Consider the following 23,188-nt stretch of genomic DNA (forward strand, 5'->3'; position numbering starts at 1 on the left):
ATCCGGCTCGGCAGAAAAGGGCCACAGGCGGCGTGCAACGGCGGACCTTGCTGCGACGGGTATCGCAGTCCGAGATATACCCGCCCGCGACGGCACCGGTTCGGCTCCGTCCCATCCGCCGGCTGTTCCCGCTTCCCCCGCCCAGCCGAGTAAAGTGTCATTATCGCCTGTCGTTAACTTTTTGCAATTGTAGGGGGCGGACGACTGCGACTTCGATCCGGCGAAACCGACGGCTCCCCCTGCCCGCCCTCTCAGCCCGCTGGATCGGCTTCCGCCGGTACGGCGATAAACGGTTTCCAAAATTCCGCCGTCGCTCGTCCTCGCCGCGCGGGGCGCTGCGATTTGACTCTGAACATGCCCGGCGAAAAATGCCCGAAAAAACGCCCGGCCGGGAACCGCGACGTTCCCCACCGGGCCAATGGGAATCGCATGGACATTTTGGAAAGTTGCGCGGAGGTGCCGCGGCGACGCAACATCCCTCGTTCACTTCGGGCCGGGGCTGGAGCCTCGCGCCCGCTCGTCTTACCGCACGCTCTTACGGCACGCTCCCGGCAGACACCGGCGCAAGCCGGCGGTCGAGTCGCTATGCCAAAGCCTCGGCGATCATTTGCAGGGTCTCGTCGATCTGCTCGATCTTGCTGAATCCAATCGTGAAGCAGTCCACGCAACCCAGCCCCAGCACCCACTTGAGGGACTGGAATCGCTGTTCTCGGGATTCGAGGCCGTTCTCGCCGTAGATTTTCATCCCGATGATGCCGCGGCCTGCGTCGTGCATCTTCTTCACGGCGGCGGCCACGTCCTCGGGACTGCCGTCCATCTTCAGACCGAAGGGGTTGATCCTTACGAGCTGCACGTCGCACCAATCGGTCTCGACCGAGGCGGCCAAAGGATCCCAGCCGTGGCACGAAACGCCGATCGCCTTGATTCGGCCTTTTTGCTTTTCTTCGTAAAGCACGTCCATCACCGGGCGCATCTTCGTGGGCCAATCCCCCGTCGTCATGCAGTGCATTAAAACGGTATCGAGGTAGTCCACGCGCAGTTCGCGGCGGAACCGCTCGATGTCCGCCCGAGCGACTTCAGCGGTTTGCGCCCGGGTCTTGGTCTGAATGAAGTACTTGTCGCGCGGCACGCCTTGAAGGGCGATCTGCACAAAAACGTGGGTGTGGTAATTGTCCGCGGTGTCGATGTAATGGACGCCGCGATCCAGGGCCTCCCGGACCATCTTGGTGAAGCCGTCCGTCCCCATGTTGCGTTGTTCGCGGCCGCCCACGGTGCCGGTACCGATGCCGAGCACGGAGGTTTTGATGCCGGTACGTCCGAGCGTCACCATTTCGGTTCCGCTTTTCAGGGCGGGCTGGTGCGGATCCGCCCACGCGCTTGCCCGCAATCCCAAGGCGGCCAGACCGCTCGCAGCCGCCCCTGCCAAGAAAGATCGCCGGGATACGAAGCTCATAACAACCTCCGTCGAAAGGAAATCGATTCTGGTCGGAATTCCGCCTACCGATACCCCAAGGTTTGTTTTCGATTGTATCGCCGTGCCTGGCAAAAAAACACTCGTTTTTTGCCGGCATGGCGCAACTCGGGCCAGACAGCTTATTCTCCCCAAACGGCCCTCGTGCTTCGTCGCCAGCCGCAAGCGGCGGGCGCACTGGGCGGTCACCCCTTGTCCGCCGCGAATGCTAGCGGTCGGCTCCGTATTGTTGAATCATCCACTGCGGGTACGGGATGGGCGTGGCGCTAACGGCGTCGAGCTTCGCCATTTCTTCCGCGGATAGCTTGACATCGGCCGCGGCCAGATTCTGCCGCAGTTGCTCCATCGTGCGAACCCCCAAAATCACCGACGTCACGCCCGGCTTGTGCAGTAACCAGGCCAAGGCGATCGCGGCGGGCGTCACGCCGTGGCCGGACGCAATCTCCTTCAAGACATCGACGATTCGGTAGATCCGCTCCCAATCGGCGGGTAGGAATTGAGCCAGCGGACCGTCGATTCGCGAGCTTGCCGGCCGCTTGTTGCGGTCGTACTTGCCCGACAGGTAGCCGAAGGCCAAGGGACTCCAAGGCAAAATCGCCAGCTTCTGGTCCAGGCACAGCGGGACCAGCTCCGTTTCCAGATCGCGAAAGGCAAGATTATAGAGCGGTTGCAAGGACTCGAAGCGGGCCCAACCGTGCTTGTCGGAAACCCAAAGGGCCTTCATCAACTGCCAGGCCGCGAAGTTGGAGGCCCCGATATAGCGGACCTTGCCCGAGCGAACCAAATCGTCCAGCGTCCGCAACGTCTCCTCCAACGGCGTGACCGGATCCCAGATGTGGATTTGGTACAGGTCGATGTAATCGGTGCGGAGGCGTCGCAAACTGGCGTCCACGGAATTGAGGATATGATGCCGCGAGGCCCCGATCTCGTTCGGTTTGTCGCTCATCCGAAAGCGGACCTTGGTAGCCACGACGACGTCCTTCCTCACCCCTTGCAAGGCCTGGCCGAGGAGGTCTTCCGATTCGCCGAAGGCGTAGATGTCCGCCGTATCGATGAAGTTGACGCCGGCATCGAGCGAGGCGAAGACCAGCTCCTTCACGGCCGGCAAGTCGAGGTCGCCGAAGCCGAACTGGTTCTTACCGAAGGTCATCGTGCCCAAGCACAGCTTGGAAACCCGCAGACCGGTGTTTCCCAAGAATCGCGTATCCATGCCGAAACACCCCCTATGTCGTCGAGATGCGTACACCCCCTTCGCCGGCGGACGCCGCCGGCCGGTGCTTGTGCATTTTACAGCCCGTCCCCCCTCGTCACCACATGAGCCGGGAGCGTCGCCTCGCATCGCACAGGGAGCCGCCGGGGGAAGTCGGCGGGCGAGGCCGATCCTTGCGGAGACATTCTCGTTCCCCGCACGCCGTCCGAAACTTCCAACCCGAACTGATGTCTGATGCTCGCGTCCCGGCAGATCGGCCGCCGGGTCATTTCGAACGGAGACGATTTTGCGCGTCCACCTTGACGACTTTCGGTCGATAGGACCGGGCTTCGTCGTCCGACATCGAGGCATACGAGAGAATAATGACGAGATCGCCCTTGCAGCCCAGTCGAGCGGCGGCCCCATTCAGCATGATCGTGCCGGAACCGGCCGGGGCCTCGATGACGTAGGTCACCATGCGGTTCCCATTGTTGATGTTCAGCACGTGGACCTGCTCTCCCGGCAATAGATCGGCGGCTTCCATCAGCAGCCGGTCGATGGCGATGCTGCCTTCGTAATCCAACTCGGTGCCCGTCAAGACGGCCCGATGGATCTTCGATTTCAGCATAAACCGTTGCACGTCGGAAACCTCTCGCCGGAAGATCAAAAGGGAAACCTCTCAGCTCGGTACGCCGCGAGCTGCAAGGAGGGGCCCGGCGGGAATGAAACCGCCGAGCCAAACCGCCTACCCCTAATTCTAGGTCGAAAGCCGCCCGCCAAGAAGGTCTCACCCGGTCGTCGCGCGGGCTATCGTTGCGAAGAAGCGGCGATTTTTTGCCGAATCCAGTCGCATAGGCCCTCCGGATCGTCCGTCCCAATCCAATAAACCCGCCGCTTTGTCTGTATCCGTACACACCGGTAGCCCCAAACGTTCAAGATGGTCCCTTTGTACAGGCTGTAGTGCAGTCCCCATCCATCCGCAAACCGAGTCCGGGCCGGTTCCGCCGACACGATGTCGCTGTAGCGGATCCTCGTACCCCAAAGCGGGAGGGGACCGAACCGGACCGCCAAAGCGTCTCCCTCGTCGCGGATAGTGAGGGAGCAAAAGGTGAGAAACACCGCGGCCGTCACGCCCGTGGCGAACAGGTACACCCACCACGGCACGGCGGGCCCCGGCGCGATCGCGTCAACCAGCGTGATCAGAACGGCGGGAAACGGAATCAAGAGGTACCACTTCCCCCACTGCGTCCGCGCATAGGACATTGCTCCCTCCGGACAGCCCCCTCCGGCAGCGGAACCGTACCGGGCCGCCCCTCGCAAAGGCCGCAGCCCCCTCCTCATTAGAACTGATACTACTTCATGCCGCAATCTTTGGGGGGTGACATCGCGTTCTCGGTCTGGTCCAATAAAAGATTCTTAATCGTAACGTTACTTACCACGAAATTCGTGATTAGAATTGTGAGAAAGAGCTGATTCGCCGTGAGCTGGAGCGGCGGCCGGAATCCGGCGTCCCCACCGCCCCAACCATCGCCCGCCGTCGACACACCGGATGCCTCGCTGTGTCAACGAACGAGCCGTGACTTGCGCTTTTCCGGGATTGCGGAAAATACCGCCCGCAACCGCGATGCCGCACTTTCCGACATTGGGCAGCCGAAGGAACTAAAGACGCAACCGTACGCTTCGGCGATTTGCCGAAAAGGTCGCATCGCAACGATCGGGAAAACGCCCCTCGCGGGTTACCCGTTTCCGTAGACATCCTCGCTCCGTGGTGACAAAGTCGGTGTTGATCCGCGAGCGACGCAGGAAAGGCTTCTAAGGAGGGGATGAAGGGGGCGTTTTAAGCCTAAATCTTTTCGATCCGCGGAAGGGAGTCCCGGTCTCGAAAACGCGCCTATCAGCATCATTCGTGAGGACACGAGGTCCGAACGGAACGACAGGCCAAGGTGTCATATTCGATGTCGGATTTTCGCTCCGCTGACTCGGCAAAGCCCGGTTTCTTTGCCCGATACGGCCTCGCCATCCTCTGCGTCGTCGCGTTCCTTGCCCCCTTCATGTACCTGGGCACGGAACGCAGCTTGATGAGTAACAAAAACGACGTCAAGTCGTGGTTACCCGCCGAGTACGAGGAAACTACCACCTTCGAGTGGTACCGCCAACGATTCGAAAGCGACCTGTTCATCCTGGCCAGTTGGGAGGGCTGCACGCTGGACAGCCCGAAGCTGGAGCTCTTGGCACGGCGTCTGCGGCCGTCGCCCGACGCTCCTGCCGAAGATCCCCACCGCTTTTTTAAAAGCGTCATCAGCGGGGCGGATGTGGTGCGTCAACTGCAAGACGAGCAAGGGTTGACGCGCGAGCAGGCGATCGATCGACTCCGCGGTTTTTTGGTGGGGATGGACGGCCGTCAAACCTGCTTGGTGATGACGATCGACCCCCGGGCCGAGGAAATCTGGGACCGCTCCTTCAAAGGCAATCCCACCAGGAAGTTCATGCACGCCGTGATCGACCACATCCACGAAACGGCGCTGCAAGTCTGCGACATCAAGCCGGCGGATTTGCACCTGGGAGGTCCGCCCGTCGACAACGTCGCCATCGACGTCGAGGGACAGCGGTCTCTGGTTCGGCTGGCCGTCGTTTGCGGCGTGGTCGGATTGGTCGTGTCTTGGTGGTGCCTGCGGAGCTGGCTGCTGACGGCCATGGTGTTCACGACCGGCATCTTCAGCGCCGGCCTGAGCATGGTGGCGGTGTGGCTCAGCGGCAACGACATGAACGCGATTTTGCTGACCATGCCCGCCCTCGTCTATGTCGCGGCGGTGTCCGGGGCCATTCACATGGCCAACTATTACCGCGATACCTTGCGGAATCACGTGGCGGCCGGATTGGCCGATCCCGCCGTCGGTGCACCCGACGGAGCGGTCCGCGGGGCTTGGTTGCCCCTTTTCCTCGCTACCGGGACCACGGCCTTCGGTTTGGCCTCGCTCTCCGTCAGCGAACTGGTGCCCGTCAAGCAATTCGGCGTCTTCTCGGCGGTGGGAGTGGTGCTGAGCTTCATCTTCCTCTGCCTTTACATGCCCTCCCTGCTGCAAGAGTTCCCCATCCGTTCGCTCGTCAAACCGCGGAAGTCGTCCTTCTTCGACCCCGGTCGGTGGAGCGGTTGGAAATACGTCGGCAATTGGATTCTGAGCCGCCACGGCTGGGTGATCGCAGGTTGCCTCCTGCTCATGGCCCTGGGCGCGTACGGGGCTACGAACATTCGGACTTCCGTCAAGCTCATGAAGCTGTTTTCGCCGGAAGCCGACATTATCCAGGATTATGCCTGGCTGGAGGAAAAGCTCGGACCGCTCGTCCCCATGGAGATCGTGCTTCGCATCGACAAGGAACGATGCCAACTGGACCTCCTGGAGCAGATGCGGCTCGTCCGCGCGATCCAAGAGGCGGTCGATCGCTTGCCGGACGTGGGCAGCGCGGTAGCGGTGCCGACCTTCGTACGAAAGATCCCCAGTCGGCCGGGAATGGTCGAACGACGGACCTGGATCGTGCAACTCCAGCGGCATCGCGATCAACTGAAGGACTACTGGCAGACGGAGGGCAATGAGGAGCTGTGGCGCATCAGCGCCCGGGTCAAAGCCCTGACCGATCTGGATTACGGCGACTTCGTGGCGGACATTCGCCGCGCGGTCGAGCCGATCTTGGCCCGGCACCGGGCGCAGGGCGCGGAAGGGTTGCGAGCGGAATACACCGGCCTGGTGCCGTTGGTGTACAAAGCCCAGCATTCGCTGCTCAACGGCCTGCTCACCGGTTTCGCCGGCGACCTCGTGCTCATCGCCGTGGCGATGATGCTGTTGATGCGCGATTGGTCGTCGGGCTTGCTGCTGGGATTCTCCAGCGTCTTCCCCATCGCCGTGGTCTTCGGCGCGATGGGCTGGTTGGGCGTGGTCGTGGACGTGGGAACCGTGATGACGCCGGCCGTGGCCCTGGGCGTGACCGTCGATGACGCCATCCATTTCATGCTCTGGTGCCGACACGGGCAAGAACGCGGCATGAATCGCCGGCAGTCCATCATGTTCGCCTATCAAGACTGCGCTCAGGCGATCTACCAAAGCTGGGGAGTCATCGGCTTGGGGCTGTCCGCCTTCGCGCTCAGCTCGTTCGTCCCCACCCAGCGATTCGGCTACCTGATGTTCTTCATGTTGACCGTCTCGTCCTTCAGCAACTTGGTCCTTCTGCCGGCTTTTTTGGCCAGCCCGCTCTCCAACTTCTTCTGGCGGAGCGGCGCCAAGGTGGCGGAGAAAAAGCGTGCCAAGGAACGCGGCGACACGGAGCGCTCGATGCCGCCGGGACCGCACCTGGATACGGCGGAAGTTTCGGAGACGGTACGCGACCTTCCGCCGATCCGCGACATCATTCTCGACGACGTGCTCCACGACGAAGTGCCGGTGGGAGCGGCCGTGGAGGGCCATGCCGGACCCCATTTGAAGTCGGTCGTGTCGGCGCGGCACCCGGGGCGGCTGCTCCGTTCCGATGCCCCGCACCGCAAAGGCAAGAACGGCCGGCCTCGCCGTCCCCGCTAGGGTCGACGGTTCCCCTGCCGGACCGATCCGCCGCCGAGCCGGAGGTTCATAATTCCAACCACGAGGCGGCATCCGCTTCTCCGCGCCCGCCTCGCCCCGCGCGCTCCGACGAAATCGATCCGCGGCTCGTCTCGATCCCGCGGCAGGAATCGAACAGCGTCTCCAGCAGTTGGAGGTATTCCTGCCGTTGGATGCGCGTCAATTCGTGATGCACGCGAAGCGCGATCAGACGTCCCGAGTAGCGGCAACACTCTCGCCGAATCCGCCGAAACGCTTCCGCCAATGCGGCCTCGGCCCGTTTCCGGGCCCGTTCCGAACCGTTCCGGCTTTTCGCCAGAAGCCGCTCCAATTCCGGGGAGGCGTGGACGGCGATGCGTAGTGCGCGCAAGACCTCGGCCTCGCTTTCGCTCCCGTTCCGCGTCGCGTCCGGCAACGCGGCGCGAGCGGCGGGGCACGAGGAGAGCAGTTCGCGATTCCGCAATGCGCGGCGCGTCAAGCGGCGAAACTCCTCCGCCCGCCACGTCGACGCTCCCGCCCAGCGGAGATCCGACCAGAGGTCATACCCGAGACTACCGTCCAGGTACTCCGGGTCGTAGGCCGCCCGCAAGGCACTCGCCAACAAGAATCGGGGAAGCAGAAAGCGGTCGAGCATCCGCCGTCCTTGCGCAGGATTCCCGAACACGCGTTCCAGGACGCGGCGACGCTGAGCCAGCAGGGCGGATCTCGCGTCCGGTCCGAATTGCGCCACCCACGCTTCGTCCTCCTCTCCCGGCCAAAGGAGGGCCTGGACGTTGAAATAATCGGTATCAAAGCGGCGATTGAGGAGCAGCACCGATTCCCCCAACCGCAGACTAACGGCCTGGGTCACAAGCCGGAACCACAGCTTGGCCGACAGTTGCAGCGGCAGATCGCGGAGCGAGCGTCCCACTCCCCAGCCCAGCTCTTCCCGAATGGCTTGGAGCGTGATCGAGGCGGCGTATTGTTCGCTCAACTTCTGATCGTCGGGATCGAAGTAGCCGCCGTTGTACCAGTCTTCCAGCGATCGCAGATCGACACCCAGGTAGTAGCGCTGCCGGGGTTCCGGTTGCGGTCGGTCCAGGGCGAAACGGCAACGCCTGAGGAACAGCTCACGATTGCGCTCGGCCGCATCCTGAGGAAGCCCTTCCTCGCCGTTGAGCGATTCCGGGCACTCTTCCGCGTGTTCCCGAACGCGGCAGGCATGGCTGCCCAAGGCCCATTCGTGGCGGAAGACGTGATCCCACAGCGCAGCCAAGTGCGCTCCCTGATTCCATTTGCGGTAGTTTTCCATGAGATCGAGATCGGCCGCCTGAGCCACGCTCGTCAGCCGCGATTTGAAGAGCAGCGGCACCAGCCGCAAGGTCAGCCCCAGCCCCAGCATGGAAAGCCCGACGCAAAGCGGCAGTAATAGGACGACGCGGGCGTCGTACGTTCGCACCCCGGGGATCAAGTTGCCCAAATAGCCGGCCGCGGAGACCATCATCGTCGCCAGCGTGTACCGCAAACTGCGGCGCATCAGAAAGTTGCCGGCAAAATACACCGCATCCAGGAAGCTGAACAAACGATAGGCTTCCCTGAGCCATTGCATGTCGGGTCCCTCTTCGTGCTTTCCGCCCGCCGTTTTCGGCGGCCGCGCCCCTTGCTCGTCCCGTGCCGCCGGCGCCGCGGTGTCGCCGCCCGACGTAAAAGACTTTATACTGATCGTTGTTACTGTGATTCCGCCGCCGTCGGAAATCAATGTCCTCTCGTGAGGATTCGCGTCCCATGTCCGCCATCAGCGTCGTATTGAGTCGTCCGCGCAGCGGTATTCCCGAGCCTGCCTTTCGCGGGATGGCGGAGAAAATCGCGGCGGCCGTCGGCGAGGAGATTCCCTTCACGGTGGTATCCCATCTGTATGATGCCGACCCGCAAGGACCGGTTTTCCAGTTTCTCCGGGAATTGCCGGGCGACTTGTTGATCTTGGCGCCGCTCTATCCTCGCGCTGCGCACCTGGTGTTGCGGGCCAACGGCGTGGACGTGCAATTGGGCGGTCATGCCGACCGTGAAACGGCAGGCGAACCCACCGTTGCTGCGTCCGGTTCCCGGATCGCCTGGTACCTCGACTACCGCGAATATTGGATCGTGGACGAGCTGGTCGAGAAAGTCTCCGCGTTCCTGCGTACGCGCCGCTCGGCGACGGTTTCCGCCGCCTCCCTCGGCGGCCCGACCGGCCGGCCGTGGCGATCCGTCGAGGAAGAGGTTCGGCCGCGTTGGTACCCGGTGATCGATCCCGACCACTGCACGCAATGCTACGAGTGCCTGAACTTCTGCCTATTCGGCGTATTCGACCTGGACGCATCGAATCGGATCTTCGTCGCCCAACCGGAGGCGTGCCGTCCCGGCTGCCCGGCCTGTGCTCGGGTCTGCCCGGAGGGCGCGATCGTCTTTCCCTTGTACACGGATCCGATCATCGCGGGGGCCGACGGCAACGGAAAGAACGGTGCACCCGGCCTCATCTCGCTCTCGCCGCCCGGGCAACGTCCCGCCTCGCCGGGGGCGGATTCCATCAAGGAGCAAGCGGAAGCGGAGCGACGGCGCTATTTGGCGGATGCCGGTTCGGACGCGACGAACGGCCGCAGCGGCCTACCCTCGGGGCCACCCGACGCGGAGCGATCTTCTCAGCCCCCTTCGAACACATCCGACATGGATCGCTGGATGGACGAATTGGAGCATTGGGATCCGTGACGCCGGCGCTTGCGCCGGGAGGCTCCCCTCTCCGGCCGGCGTGCAGTCCGGCTCGTGCCTCGACGGTTGAGTCACAGCGTTTTCACTCGACCGAGGCGATCAAGTACGGTCCCTTGGGCATGACGGCGATGCTTGCCTCGGGGCCGTAGCGGCGCAGGCAATCGGCCACCGCCGCTTCCACGCTCGGCTTCGGCGTCACGAACAGCCTGCTCAGCACATCCGGCGAAAGTCCTTGCGTTACGACCATGATTTCCGCCTTCCGGCGAACCTTGGCCATCTCTTCCAATTGCCATTGGTCCATGCGGAAGTAGTCGTCACCGCTGATTCGCTCCAGGAACAGCTCCAAGGACTCGTTTTCTTGGAAGATGCGTTGGAACTCGGGACTGCCGATGCCTTCAGAAATCTCGGCAGCCAGAATCACCGTTCCGCCCGGCCGGACGATCGGCTCCGCGGCCACCATGCCTTTCACGGATTGATAAAACGTGGCGTCCAGGGGATACCCGGCGGAGGAGGTCACAACGATATCCACCGGCTTCGGAACGGTGTCCCGAACCATCCCCTCGACGAAACGGACGCCGGCGGCAAAGGCGGCCTCCATGTCGCCGGCCACGGCATGCATCACGCGCCGCTTTTCATCCAACACCACGTTGACGATGAAATCGCAGCCCACTCGGCGCGCGATCCAGGTATTCTCCTCGTGGACCGGGTTGCCGTCCAAGCATCCCGCCCTGGCATTGGGATGCTCCAAGAATCGCGGCGCGTGCCAAGCGCGGACCGTCTCCAAAGCCGCCAGACCGGGACAGATCAGCTTGCGACCGCCGGAATAGCCCGCCATAAAGTGCGGCTCGATCAGCCCCAGCGTGATCTTCAGATCGGCTTCGACGAAGCGGCGGTCGATGTAGATCGGCACGCCGCGCGGGCTTTCGCCCAGATAGGCGTGCTCCTCGACCCGTTCGCCCGCGTGATTCGCGACCCGATAGCTTCGGGCGATCTCCGGCCCGAGAATCTCGTCCAGTTCCGGACCTAGATTGGGTCGGTGCAGGCCCGTCGCCACTAGAATCAGCACGTCTTCGCGGCGGATCCCGGCCTCATGCAGGACCGGCAAGAGTTGTTGCAAGATGAGCGCGTTCGGAACCGGTCGGGTGATGTCGCACACCGCGATGCAGGCGGTCCGCCGTCCCGCAGCCAAATGGCGGAGGGGCGAACATCCGATCGGCGATGCCAGCAGGTCGCGGATCACCGCCGCGGGGTCTGGTAACGGATCGGCCGGGCGATAACGCAGGATCTTGACGACGTTGCGATCCGGCAAGTCGACCGCAAGACCCGTTCGACCGTAATCCAGAACGACGCGCACGCGGACACCTCCCGCAGCGATCCGGCAAGCTCCGGAATAAGAGATCGCCGACAGAGCAAACGGGGACGGCGGCCGGCCTCGCGAAACCGCCCTTCCTGCCCACGAACATCGCCGCGAAACGAATCCCAGGCGATGACCGGCGACGGAGCCGCCGACTTACTTGCCCTTGCCCTGCTCCGCGGTGTCTTCTTCCTTTTTCTTCTTTTTCTTCTTCATCGAGATCTTCTGCACTCGGACCTTGGGAAGGCCGATCGGCGAGCTTTCCTCGCCCCAGCGGTCCAGGTCTTGAAGGCGTTTGATCCGTTCCGCGCGGGTGAGCACACTGCGCACTTTCACCAAGGCGCGGCGGATCCGCAAACTCTTGTCCATGGTCATGGCAGACACCTTATGCTGGGAATGCCCATCACCCAAACGAGCGGGTTTTTGATTGTCGATTCCAGGGCTCGCTTGAGAAAGCCGCAGCGACGCGACACCCACTGATCCCTCGGCAACGGCAAGATTTTTGAGTATATCAAATCTCCCATCCAAGGACAATTAGGATGCCGCCCCCCCCGCCTCCGGCCCCCGCCGTAGGCCCGGCCTCGCTGGAAAGCTCCTTGGGCTGTTTTCGGGAGCCGTGCCGATCTTCGCACTCGCCGCACCATTTTATTCGTCCCTTTTCGTTCATTCGTCCCTTTGCGAGAATCCCATCCCGGCAAATCATCTTGACGCGAGACGCCGTTGCCGACTACAGTTCGCGCCAAATCCGATTGCGTCAAACGCACGCGCCACCGACGTATTGGCCGTCGCGGTCAGGTTGGCGCATTCACACAATAAACCAATCCACACGAGGGAACCGTGACACGAATCCTGCCGATCTTCCTCACGGTATGGCTGCTGGTGGGGTACTCCCCGATCGGCAGCATCGCAGTTCGGGCAGAAGATTCCGCACCTGCCGCGTCTGGGACCGGCTCCGACCAGACCCAGGCTGGAACGGAGTCCGGCGCGGGCCAAGCCCCGTCCGGTGCCGCACGGACGTCGCCTCCCCTTCCGGCCGTGGGGATTTTGCGCAACCTGCGAGAACCGGGGAAACCCCTACAGACGCCGGTCGTGCCGCCGCAGACTGCCCCCGCGGCAAGCCCCCCCGTCCAGACCGCGCCCAAACCCGCCGTTCCCCCGCCCGCCTTACAGCCAGGCCCGCGCGCCCCCGTTCCCTTGCGCCCCGCGACGCCGCCGGTCACCCCCCAACCCCGCCCCCTCGCTCCCGCGGACATCGACCACCCCGTCGATTGGATCGAGGCTCAGTTGGAGATGTCGGGCACGCTGAAACCGAGCATCCCGGCGGAAAAGCCTACCCCGATGACCGTCCAGGCCCGATTCGCCTATGAAGAAGACATCCTGGAGGCGGGCGACGGTAAGACGCGACCGGTCCGAGCCGTCCGGTGGTACGACGCGGCCTCCGCCAAGTTGAACATCGGTGGTCAAGAGGCCGAGTTGCAACTCGGCCCGCAACGCCGGCACCTCGCGGTCAGCATCGCCGAGGGACGCGTTGAGGTCTTCGCGCCCGCCGGACCTTTGACACGCGAGGAATTGGACCTCCTCGACGTCCCCGGCAACACCGCCGTGATCGATCTCCTACTGCCGCCGCCGCCCATCGGGAAGGGAAGCCGATGGCAACTCACCCCCGACCTGCTGGCCCCCCTGCTGGGTCTCGAGGTCGTCACCGAAGCCGACGTCACCGCCACGGTCACGGAGATGCTGCCCGGAGGCATCAGCCGGGTCGAATTCTCCGGAAAACTGGGTGGGCGGGTCTTGGGCGCCAGTACGAAAATGGAGGTCTTAGGCCGGTATCAATTCCCCTTAAGCCAACGCAAAATCACCTGGCTGGCCATGTTGGTACGGGAAAACCGCGAGCCGGGGGCCGTGGACGGCGGATTCGAGGCCGTCGCCCGATTGCAGCTCCAGCGGTCGGCACGCCCGCGTCCCCAACTCCTGCCCCTCGACTCCGTCGCGCAAATCACGTTTCCGCCGCTCGACGACGACAAGCGATTGCTCTATCGTGACGAAACGGCGGGGTGGCAACTGCTCCATGACCGGCGGTGGTATCTCGTCAGCAAGACCGACCAATTGACGGCCTTTCGTTTCGTGGACTCCTTGCGCAGCCTGGCCCAGTGCAACCTCGCACCGATCGCGGACGGGTCGAAGGACGTCTCCCTGCCGGGATTCCAGGAACTCGTCAAGCAGTTGCTCGGCTCGAGCTTCCGCCGTATCGTCGATTTCGAAGAGCGGACCAGTCCGAGCGGCCACCGCATGTTCCGCGTCCACGCCGCCGGATCGGTCAACGATCTGACGATTCACTGGATCTATTATCTCGTGACCGCTCCCGACGGGAAAAACTACGTAGCCGTCTTCACGGTCGAGGATCAAGATCTTCCCCTCTTCGGAGAAGCGGACAAGGATTTCGTGGCGGGGCTGGCGTTCTTGCAACCAACGGGCGCCGACCGTCCGGCCCCACCCCCGGCAGCAGGAACTGCCGACGGCGCCGAACTGTCGGCCAAGCCTGGCAGCGCCGCGGGCATCAAGTAACCGCAGAAACTAACGGCGGTCCCTCCGTCAGTTGCGACCGGCGAAGATTCCCGTGGCGTACCACACGCCGTTGGAACCCCGTTTGATGTCGTAACCGTACGCCCTTTGCGGCGAAGATACGGCCCGCCAGTGACCGGAAGACTGCCGCCAACTCCGGACGCACTCGATGGCGGCCGCCAACAGCCCCTGCCCGGGCCAACTCTCGGCGCAGACCTCGCTCGCCAAGGTCCCCGGCGGGATGCGGCCGAGAATACGATGAAATCGTGTTTCCCAAAAATGATGCCCCTGAAGGCGAATCCTGGCTTGATAGCGAGAATGGCCCTCCGCCTCCTCGAATAGATACGGGTCGGGCTTGCCACGCACGCTGGCGGGATGCTCCGGATGCGTGCTCACCGCATACACCATCGTCCGCTGCGTCAATGTCCCCTTGGGCAGGGTCAGAATCACCTTCATCTGCTCGACGGAATACGGTCGCGCGTTCAAGAACGGAAATACGCTGACCACGGTCCCGAAATACTCTTCGCCCTCCGACTCGTAGTCCACAATGAACAGCCCCGGCCGGTGCTGCATCTCCTGCAACGACGGATGATCCAGCAAAGCGACCTCCCGATCCCCTTCTTTCATGGCGGCCGACTGGGGTAACCGGGCCAAGACGAAGGGCGTCAGCAACTCGGCCACCGCGGGGTCGGCCAACGTCTTCTCGAATTGGTCGCGCAAGGCGGCCTTGTCCCCTCCTTCCGGCGCCAAGTACACCAGCATCATTCGTTTCGCTTCCTTCGCCGCTCGTGTGGCCGCCGCGTAGTCGGTCAGCCATGTCAAGGTGGGCAAGCTCGGGCGGAAGGCTGCGGCCGGCCGGACCGCATCATCTTGCATGACCTTCGGCGGAGCGGCATCGTCCTTGGCCAACGCCGCGGCGGAATTCGGTTGCGGCAATTCGCCGGGCAGCGCCGTCGCGGCCCGAATCGCCGCTAGCTGCTCGTCCGACAAGGTCCCGGATTCCGGGAGCGGGAACACCTGCCGGGCACGACCGTAACCGGGAGAATCCTTCGGCAGACTGAAGTCGACCACCGCGACTCCCGGCTTACCCTCCAGAAGGGCGAAGGCCGGATCGTCGCTCAGCACGATATCCTTTCCCCCGCTGCGAATCGTCCGGCCGATTTCGACCCACGCGACCCAAGTTTTGCCGTCCCATTCGCCGCCCCATTTCGCCGTCACGGCCTCGCACCAGTCTCGTTGCCCCGGAGCATGAAAGCACACGACGAGCGGCCTATCCGCCTGCCGCGCGGCGCGAAAGGCTGTTACGTAATCGGTCGCGGACGGCGTAACTGCGACCTGCCCCTCCTGGGAAGCGCTCTCGGACTGATCGTCCGCAGACACCGATCCGACGAGGAATATGGACCCAACGACGCAAGCCGTTACGGCGGCGCGCCACGGAGACCGTTCAAGGGCAAGAACCGACATACGCTCCTCCAAACAGAACAACAACTCGAACTGCCAAAACCCGGGAACCGGGAACCATGCCCGGCGCGGAAGCTTTTATTGAATACAGAACATAAGCGAGTTTCAACATCTGCACAGCATATAACGACAGAGAATTTTGCGCAATAAAACCCCCTCTTTGGTAGCATGTCGCCAAAGGCAACCCAGCCTTTGCACTTTCACTCCCGACGCTTCCGGCATAAACTAATCGCTACCGTACCCTGGGCACCGGTGGCACCGTTCGCGCTACCCGTCCCCCTCCACTCCGTCGGAGATTAGCGGTTGGCAGGTCTGGGTGATTTGGAGCACACGCGGTCGAGTCTCATCTGAAACAGGAGGATGGCTTCATGAAGGAGGTACGATTCGATTCGGCGGACACCTGTCCTCGGAGGGTGACCGGCAGGGCGGGAAAGCGACGCTACATCCTTCTTGGCGGGGCCGGTTGGTGCATCTTGGCGGTCGGCATTTGCGCCCTTGGTACCCGTGCCGGGGCGGACGAATCCGCCGTGGTTCCGGCGGTGGCCGACGGCTTGACCGAGGCCATAGCCCAGGCACGCCAAGAGATCGAGCCGATTCGCCCCGACGACGTGTCCGCGGCGAAACAACGGCTGATGGAGGCCTTAGACCGACTGCAACTCCGTCTCAACCGCGACAAGGAACAGGGTGACAACTGGCGGAAGTACCTGCGGCTGGATGAGCTGGCCGCCGAACTCAAGAAGCCCGCCGCGCCCGCCTCGGAAACGCTGGAAGCCGTTCACGCCAAGTTTGCCGCCGGTCACGAGGGCCTGAATCTCGCCTGCTTCGTCGAGGTCCGCCGTGCCCTCCGCCGATTCATCGTCCGGTCTCGAGCCGTGGGCGACGCCTCGCTGCCGGAAAAGCTGGGCCAAGCCCTCGACGAGTTGCCGGGTCTCCTTCAGGCCTATCGAGAGTCCCACGATCCGGCCGTCGCCGCCCGTGTCCAAGCCGTCATGGAATGGCTCGATCTCATGGACCGAGGACGCCGGGTCGTGACCGCGCTGGAGCGGGAATTCGGGCAATCCAACCTCTATGTGGAAGTGTCGGCCGACTTCCTGGCCAAAGCCTTCACCGAGCCCGTGGACACGACCGAGCCGGTGCGAGAAATCATCCTGGGCACGGATGTTCGCGGCACCGGCCACATCGTGGGACGACGCACGCTCCGTCTCTTGCCGGCCTCGGACCGTGCCGAACTGGCCATCGAAGTGACCGGCTCGATCACCGCCGACACGGTCGGCTACAACGGGCCGGCTCGCATCTATTCTCAAGGAGACACGCCGTTTACCGCACGGAAGACGGTCCGCATCTCCGCCGAGGCCGTCGAGATCCTGCCCGCTGACTCGGATGCTCGCACCCGTACCAAAATCACGGACGTGGACGTGACGTGCCGCAGCGATTGCGTGGAGAAGATCGCCTGGAAACGAACTTTCAAGCAGAAGCCGCTTGCCGAGCTGGAGGCCTCGCGCAGGGCGGAACTTCGGCTCAACCGTCGCATCGACGGCGAAGCGGACGAACGGCTGAACGAATTGCGGACGGCCTTCGCCGAGCGGTTTCGCCGGCCGCTGCTGGATCGCAATCTATTCCCCGAAACGCTTGTTTTCCGCACCGATGAGACGGCCTTGCATGTCGAAACACGCCGAAGCGGCCCGTTCGCCTTGGCGGCGGAGGCCGGCCCGCCCGCGTCTCCCGGGGGCGACATCGCCGTGCGGCTGCACCAGACGTTCTTCAACAACATGGCCGAAGGAGCCTTGGGCGGCATGTTTTTGCGCGAGGAGCGTCTGCGAGAGATCATCACCCGCCTATTCGGCAACCTTCCCCCAGAGTTGGAGGCGGAAGATTCGGAACCCTGGGCCGTGCGTTTCCCTTCGGCCCGACCCATCACCGTTCAGTTCGACGACGGCCGGGCGATCGTTCAATTCCGCGGGGAGGCCTACGAGAAAGGGGACCGCACGTATACCGGTATGGATGTCACGGCGGCCTATCACGTGGAGCAGCGCGACGGGAACTTCGTCCTCGTCCGAGACGGAGAGCCGACCGCCTTCCCGCCGAATTTCGACCCCCAAAAGGATCGGCTGTCGGTCCGGCAGCAGACGCTGCGGCGGTTGTTGGAGCGGCGATTCGGCAAAATCTTCCGCCCGGAAATCGCCCTGGAGCCGATGGCACTCGAAGGCCCATGGGCGGCGGCCGGCCCCCTCGCCGTGGCGAGCATTCAATTGGACGACGGCTGGCTGACGATCAGCCTTCGCACCGTACCGAGCGACGCCGTCGCAACACGCTGACCGGGGCTGCGGGCGTCCGCATGAGCCTCGGGCGTAAGCCCGAGGTGCCGGCCGCGCCGCCGATCCCCGAACGCACCACGTGTTCGCGGCGATTCCACCGCCGGCTCACGCCGGCGGCTCGGCATCCGCGTGACGCGGCCGAAGGCGTCAGAGACCAGGTGGCTGACCACGGTCGTGGCCCCGTCTGCGGGTCGTACTTGGCGATGCCCCGCACCGTGTTCAGGTGGTCCGTCAACAGCAATTGAACCAGGTCCGCCGTGCGGGTGTCAAACAAAAGGATGGCTGCGATTCCGCGTGACGGATGGAACGCTGTGCTTCGCCCGCTGCCATTGCGAAAGGGTAGCGAGCGCCGGCGAGCCGGGGGAGCGACAACGAACCGGGTGAGCGTTAACCAGCCAGTTGAAGGTCAATTCCACCGCCGGGCCCCATAGGTAGCGCTCGCGCAGGTGGCTGATCTGCATGTCAGCCTCCGCCCGTGAGGCAGCCGGGGACTACCGATGAAATCCTAACCTCTATAGGGGTACGGTTATCCCACATAGAGGGGTGCCGGATATTTGGTTGACATCGACTTTTCCGTTGGTATGATGAATGCGATTAACTGTTGCGTGCGGGAAATCCCCGTGCGCTCTCCCTGAAGAGGAGATTGCCGCCATGAAACGCTCGCTTGGGTTCGTCGTCCTCTTGTTGCTGCCGGGATTCGCCGCCGCAAGCCCTTTTGAATGGGCTCCCGAGGATTACCAACCGTGGTCCGGCGGATTTCCCTATCAGCGGAACATCGACTGGCAATTCGACGTGGATCCGGCAGGCGGTCCCAGTCCCGCCGGGACGCCGGGCGCCCATTACGAGGGCACCGCCGACTCGTGGTTGCGCGCGAGCGATTTCGTCACCCTCGGCGGGAGCATGACGTGGTTCTCCTCGGTAAGCGGTTTGCCCTACCAGGGATTGGTCGGCATCGACAACCGATCGGGCAACGTACCGACCAGCGGGCAAATCGTCTTTCACCTGGACAACATCCCCACCGTCACCGCCCTGAAGCGGATCTGGATCGAGTGGGACTTCATCGCTTCGTCCTCCAACGTGCCCGTGACGTTCTTCGTGGGCGACTCGGAGGGTAATTTACCGCAGGCCGAATGGGCAAGTAACGTGCGGCAGATCGACCAGTTCGGCCTGTTGCGGCAGAACCTTTGGTTCGAGCTGCGTCCGAACCCCGTTTGGGAAGAGATCGTCATCCAACTGCCTTTCGTGCCGCGCGACGGCTATTTCTTCATCGACCGTTTCCACGTGGCGACAGAGTGCATTCCGGAACCGGCGTCGGCCTTGCTCGCGGGGCTGGGCGGCGTGGGACTGGTCTGGTTCGCCCGCAGGCGACGCATGAAGACCGCCTAGCGCTGTCCGGCGGTCGAGGCGGGAGCCGATCGCGCGGTCGCTTGTAAGCGAAGACAGGCAAAGAGCGGAGCAGCCGGGTTCGGCCCTCCGCTCTTCGACTTTTCAACCGCACCATCGGCCGGGCGGATGCTCCCGACGGGCGATCAGGCGGGAATCTCGACCCAGCGACCTTGCTTGGCGCTTTGCAGGACGGCGTCGCACACGCGTTGCGTGCGGAGGGCCGACCGCATGTCGGGTTGGAATTTCGGCCCGCCTTCCAGGCTCGCCAAGAAGTCGGCGAAACTGTTGATAAACGTGTGCTCGTAACCGATGGTGCAACCCGGCACCCACCAATTCTTCATGTAAGGATGCTCGGCGTTGGTCACGTGGATGCGTTGCCAGCCGGTCAAGTGATCCTCGATCTTCTTGCCGGTATCCGGGTCGGCGTAGCGGAAGTACTGCAAAATATGCGGATCTTCCAGGTCGAAGAAGACGGCTCCGTTCTCGCCGTTGACTTCGAGGGTGTTGTAGTTTTTTCGGCCGCGGGCATAGCGGGTGCTTTCGAACGTCCCCAGCGACCCGTTTTGGAAGACCGCCAGAAACATGCAGGCGTCGTCGATATCGACCTTTTCGACCTTGCCGGTCTCGGCGTGGACGCGTTCCTTGACGAAGGTTTCGGTATAGGCGGTGACCTTTTGGATCGGGCCGTTGAGCCATTCGGCCGTATCGATGGAATGGGCCAGCAAGTCGCCGGTGACGCCGGAGCCGGCCACCTTGGCATCCAGCCGCCAGAGCGCCAAGCCTCCTTGGGGCACCTTGGTGGAAATGGTGTAGTCCTGGTTGTAGGTGGCGCGATAGTGGAAGGGCCGGCCGATCCGCCCCTCGTCGATGATCTGCTTGGCTAGGGAGATGGCGGGCACGCGGCGGTAGTTGAAGGAGACCATGTTGGGCACGCCCGCCTTTTCCACGGCCGCCACCATTTCCTCGGCTTCCGCGGCGTTCATCGCCAGCGGCTTTTCGCAGACGATGATCTTGCCCGCCTCCGCCGCCGCAATCACGCAGTCGTGGTGCATGTGGTTGGGAACGCAGACGTCGATCAGGTCCACGTCGTCGCGTTCGATCACCTTCCGCCAGTCGGTTTCGATGGACTCGTAACCCCAGCGGCGAGCGAACGGCTCCAGCTTGTCCATGTCTTCCTTGCGGCCGTAAATCGCCTTCAGGACCGGTTTGTGCTCCCGATCGAAGAAATGGCCGACTTGAGACCAGGCGTTGGAATGGGCCTTGCCCATGAAGCCGCAGCCCAACATACCGATGCGAAGTTCTTTCGCCATGGCGTATGCCTCCTGAGGAAAATCTGATCGAAGGTCCGTGAATCCCATCCGTCCGCCGAGCGGAAAGCCCGGCTTGCGGTCATTCCGCCTCGTACCACCCGTGCGCGTCGCGCACGGCGATCATCGCCCGCAAGATGTCGTTCCAGGTTTTGGGGTCCATCATCACGGCGTTGGGGAACATGCAGCCGTCCCAGCAGATATGCCGCATTTTCTTGGTGATTCGCCCGGTCTCGTCGCGGAGCCAATAACCGGCGGCGCGAGGGATATCGAGCTTGCCGTTGGGATCGGCGGCCAGGCAATGCCGGCCGGTCTTGTCGTGCGATCCCGACCCGTGCACCGTGCAATCGTTTTGGGCGATGTGCAGATCGATGGTCCACGGGCGGAGGGCGTCCGTCAATTGCTTGTAAGCGGCGTAGAACCGCTCCTCGTCGTGCCAATCGAAATCCTGCGGCAAGAGGGCGTCCTCGGGGGCGTTGTAGCCCAACAGGTAGAGCAGGGTGTGGGCCATGTCGGCCTGGAAGCCCAAGATATCCGGCCGATCAACCAACTCGAGGAGCTGGATCATGCGCCGCCAACTATGCATGCCTCCCCAGCAGATTTCGCCCTCGGCGGCCAGCTTTTCGCCGTGGTCGGCGGCGATGTCGCAAGCTCGGCGGAAGGTCTCGGCGATCTTCCTTTGGTTTCCCTCGGGGTCGGCCAACCAATCGTGGACGCCGCAGGCCGAGTCGATCCGCACGCACCCGTGGGGGCGAACGCCCAATTCGCGCAGGACCTGAGCCACGCGGCAGCCCTTGCGGACCTGATCCAGGAATCGCGCCCGCTCGGAGTCGTCGCCCATGGCCGACCCGCCGCCCGTGGGAGGCCAGATCGGCGCCACCACCGTCCCGATCTTCAGGCCCCGCCGCTGGGCCTTCTCCGCGAGTTGCTTGATCGCATCGTCGCTTTGCACGGTGGAATCGATGTCGATGTGCGGCAGGTAGAGAAACAGATCGAAGCCGTCGAATTTGACTCCGTCCACCTCGGCGGCCGCCGTGAGATCGAGCATGGTATCCAGCTCGATGGGCGGCTCTCCGCCGTCGCCTTTGCCCACCACGCCGGGCCAGGCCGCATTGTGAAGCTTCGGATAGTTATTGCGATGGTCGGTACTCATCCGGCGGTCTCCCTCGCTCGTCAGGAACGCACAGCTACCCGAACGACGATCCTCGCGGCGACTGCGTCCGACGACGGGTCGTCGCGGTCGCGCTCGCATTGCCTCCACGGCAAGCAAACATCCTAACAAACGCCGTGGGGGTTGTCACTACGCGCGGAAGGTCGGAGGCGACAAGCCCTCGGATCCTGCCGGCAACGCCTTCGCTTCCCACCCGCCACCCGGCAGGCGCCGCCGAATCAAGCCGCGGCCGGATGCGGGTTCGGCAGGCCGTCGCCCGCCGCACCGCAAGCCGTCAGTATTTGCCCCGAATATGGCAGGCCACCTCGCGTTCGTAGAACCGCCCCAAGCGGTTGTGCAATTCGCCGGACAGCGGCGGCAAATCGCTCGCGGCGGCGTTGGACCGAGCCTGATCCGGCCTGCGCGCCCCGGGAATGACCGTCGTCACCGCGGAAAAGTCCAAACACCATCGCAAGGCCGCCTGAGCCAAGCTCGTGCCGGCGGGAAACCACGGCCGCATGCGCTCCACCAGCTCCAGGCCCTTCTCGAACGGCAATCCGGCGAACGTTTCGCCCACGTTGAATTTCTCGCCGTCGCGATTGAAATTGCGATGATCGGTGGGGGCGAATCGGGTGTCGCGGGTGAACTTGCCCGCCAACAATCCGCTGGCCAACGGCAGCCGAACGATGATCGCCACCCCCTTCGCCTTGGCTTCGTCGAAAAGCTCGTCGATGGGCTTTTGGCGGAAGATATTGAAGATGATTTGCAGCGACGCCATGCCTTCCACGCCGAGGCAAAAACGCGCCTCCTCGACGCTTTCCACGCTGGCGCCGAAGGCCTTGATCTTGCCTTCCTCGCGCAGTTCGCGGAGGGCGTCGAAAATCGGCGTATCGCGCATCGCCTCCAAGGGCAGGCTGTGCGTTTGCGTCAAATCCAAGGCGTCCACGCCCAGCCGGCGAAGCGAGTCCTCGGTATGCCGGCGGACGACGTCGCGGGTGAAATTGGCGGGCCAACCCGGCTCGGGGTGACGCCCCAACTTGGTGGCCACGAAGAAGCGATCGCGATCGGACCTGCCCCGGAGGAACCGGCCGATCAGGCTTTCGCTGCGTCCCAAGCCGTAGATGTCGGCGGTGTCGAGAAAGGTGATGCCGGCATCGGCGGCCGCGGCAAGGGTATCCAAGGCCTCTTGTTCGGGCACGTCGCCCCACTCCGTGCCGCCCAATTGCCAGGTTCCCAGGCCGATTTCGGAAACTGCTCGCTGCAAAGAGGGAAACAAACGTTCTTTCACGCGGACCTCCCTTTTTCTTCTGGTGCGCCCGATACCCGTCCGATCATGCCAAATCCATTATCTTGCGGAATATACCCGAAGCATATTCTGTCCGATGCCGGCGGAGGAGGACATCCCCCCGGCCGCTGGGCCGTGCCCCGCTTGGATCTCCGCTGCGGCGAAGCCCGACTCCGCTTCATTCGCACGCCAACGCGACATCGACATGACGCAGGATCCGTGCGACCGGATCCGGGCCGTCCAGCGGGTTCTGGCCGCTGGCAGCGGGGGGCTCTACAATAAAAAGCTTGTTGTTGCAGCCGTTCTCAACGGCGAGTCGCGGACGCTCGTGGGGGCGTTTTCGAGGTCGGCCGGTTCCCGCCGTTGCGGACCTCGCCGGCCCGGTCTCGCGTGTCTTC

General features: G+C 63.4%; 16 protein-coding genes. 5 read left to right on the forward strand and 11 right to left on the reverse strand.

Annotated features, from left to right (window positions below):
* Positions 1 to 583: 583 nt before the first annotated feature.
* From ACZ5B4_RS11020 to ACZ5B4_RS11035, 4 genes are all read right to left on the reverse strand, one after another.
* Complete coding sequence (locus tag ACZ5B4_RS11020) at positions 584 to 1,453, reverse strand: aldo/keto reductase (RefSeq protein ID WP_464911281.1); 870 nt, start codon at positions 1,451 to 1,453, stop codon at positions 584 to 586.
* 226 nt (positions 1,454 to 1,679) lie between these two features.
* Complete coding sequence (locus ACZ5B4_RS11025; protein ID WP_464911282.1) at positions 1,680 to 2,681, reverse strand: aldo/keto reductase; 1,002 nt, start codon at positions 2,679 to 2,681, stop codon at positions 1,680 to 1,682.
* A gap of 265 nt (positions 2,682 to 2,946) precedes the next feature.
* Positions 2,947 to 3,300 (reverse strand): aspartate 1-decarboxylase, encoded by a 354-nt coding sequence (gene panD / locus ACZ5B4_RS11030; RefSeq protein WP_464911283.1) that lies wholly within the window; start codon positions 3,298 to 3,300, stop codon positions 2,947 to 2,949.
* A 167-nt stretch (positions 3,301 to 3,467) separates the two neighbouring features.
* Positions 3,468 to 3,923: a hypothetical protein gene (locus tag ACZ5B4_RS11035; RefSeq protein WP_464911284.1), complete on the reverse strand. Its 456-nt coding sequence runs from the start codon at positions 3,921 to 3,923 to the stop codon at positions 3,468 to 3,470.
* Between the two features lie 692 nt (positions 3,924 to 4,615).
* Here ACZ5B4_RS11035 and ACZ5B4_RS11040 point away from each other — a divergent pair.
* Positions 4,616 to 7,228 carry an efflux RND transporter permease subunit gene (locus ACZ5B4_RS11040; RefSeq protein WP_464911285.1) on the forward strand — a complete coding sequence of 871 codons (2,613 nt, stop codon included), beginning with the start codon at positions 4,616 to 4,618 and terminating at the stop codon, positions 7,226 to 7,228.
* A gap of 46 nt (positions 7,229 to 7,274) precedes the next feature.
* Here the strand turns inward: ACZ5B4_RS11040 and ACZ5B4_RS11045 are convergent, their stop codons facing one another.
* Positions 7,275 to 8,834: a hypothetical protein gene (locus ACZ5B4_RS11045; RefSeq protein WP_464911286.1), complete on the reverse strand. Its 1,560-nt coding sequence runs from the start codon at positions 8,832 to 8,834 to the stop codon at positions 7,275 to 7,277.
* A 176-nt stretch (positions 8,835 to 9,010) separates the two neighbouring features.
* Between ACZ5B4_RS11045 and ACZ5B4_RS11050 the strand changes: the two genes are divergently transcribed.
* Positions 9,011 to 9,970: a hypothetical protein gene (locus tag ACZ5B4_RS11050; RefSeq protein WP_464911287.1), complete on the forward strand. Its 960-nt coding sequence runs from the start codon at positions 9,011 to 9,013 to the stop codon at positions 9,968 to 9,970.
* Positions 9,971 to 10,052: 82 nt separating this feature from the next.
* Here ACZ5B4_RS11050 and ACZ5B4_RS11055 read toward each other — a convergent pair whose 3' ends face one another.
* Together ACZ5B4_RS11055 and ACZ5B4_RS11060 are read right to left on the reverse strand one after the other, a co-directional pair.
* Positions 10,053 to 11,324, reverse strand: a complete 1,272-nt coding sequence (locus ACZ5B4_RS11055; protein ID WP_464911288.1) for a nickel-dependent lactate racemase family protein — start codon at positions 11,322 to 11,324, stop codon at positions 10,053 to 10,055.
* 156 nt (positions 11,325 to 11,480) lie between these two features.
* A complete protein-coding gene (locus ACZ5B4_RS11060) occupies positions 11,481 to 11,858 on the reverse strand; it encodes a small basic protein (protein ID WP_464911289.1) in 378 nt (125 codons plus the stop codon).
* Positions 11,859 to 12,161: 303 nt separating this feature from the next.
* Here ACZ5B4_RS11060 and ACZ5B4_RS11065 point away from each other — a divergent pair, with 303 nt between their 5' ends.
* Positions 12,162 to 13,889 carry a hypothetical protein gene (locus ACZ5B4_RS11065; protein ID WP_464911290.1) on the forward strand — a complete coding sequence of 576 codons (1,728 nt, stop codon included), beginning with the start codon at positions 12,162 to 12,164 and terminating at the stop codon, positions 13,887 to 13,889.
* 27 nt (positions 13,890 to 13,916) lie between these two features.
* Here ACZ5B4_RS11065 and ACZ5B4_RS11070 read toward each other — a convergent pair whose 3' ends face one another.
* Positions 13,917 to 15,350, reverse strand: coding sequence for a CAP domain-containing protein (locus tag ACZ5B4_RS11070; protein ID WP_464911291.1), 1,434 nt, complete (start codon positions 15,348 to 15,350; stop codon positions 13,917 to 13,919).
* Between the two features lie 365 nt (positions 15,351 to 15,715).
* On the opposite strand from ACZ5B4_RS11070, the gene ACZ5B4_RS11075 reads away from it, so the two are divergent.
* Complete coding sequence (locus ACZ5B4_RS11075) at positions 15,716 to 17,662, forward strand: hypothetical protein (protein WP_464911292.1); 1,947 nt, start codon at positions 15,716 to 15,718, stop codon at positions 17,660 to 17,662.
* 651 nt (positions 17,663 to 18,313) lie between these two features.
* The gene (locus tag ACZ5B4_RS11080) at positions 18,314 to 19,048 is read left to right on the forward strand and encodes a PEP-CTERM sorting domain-containing protein (RefSeq protein ID WP_464911293.1); all 735 of its coding nucleotides are present in this window, start codon (positions 18,314 to 18,316) and stop codon (positions 19,046 to 19,048) included.
* A 143-nt stretch (positions 19,049 to 19,191) separates the two neighbouring features.
* On the opposite strand, the gene ACZ5B4_RS11085 is transcribed toward ACZ5B4_RS11080, so the two are convergent.
* From ACZ5B4_RS11085 to ACZ5B4_RS11095, 3 genes are all read right to left on the reverse strand, one after another.
* Complete coding sequence (locus ACZ5B4_RS11085) at positions 19,192 to 20,358, reverse strand: Gfo/Idh/MocA family protein (RefSeq protein WP_464911294.1); 1,167 nt, start codon at positions 20,356 to 20,358, stop codon at positions 19,192 to 19,194.
* Between the two features lie 79 nt (positions 20,359 to 20,437).
* A complete protein-coding gene (locus ACZ5B4_RS11090; protein WP_464911295.1) occupies positions 20,438 to 21,508 on the reverse strand; it encodes a sugar phosphate isomerase/epimerase family protein in 1,071 nt (356 codons plus the stop codon).
* Between the two features lie 292 nt (positions 21,509 to 21,800).
* Positions 21,801 to 22,793, reverse strand: coding sequence for an aldo/keto reductase (locus ACZ5B4_RS11095; protein ID WP_464911296.1), 993 nt, complete (start codon positions 22,791 to 22,793; stop codon positions 21,801 to 21,803).
* Between the last annotated feature and the right edge of the window lie 395 nt (positions 22,794 to 23,188).

It is taken from the genome of Thermogutta hypogea, from assembly GCF_055386265.1.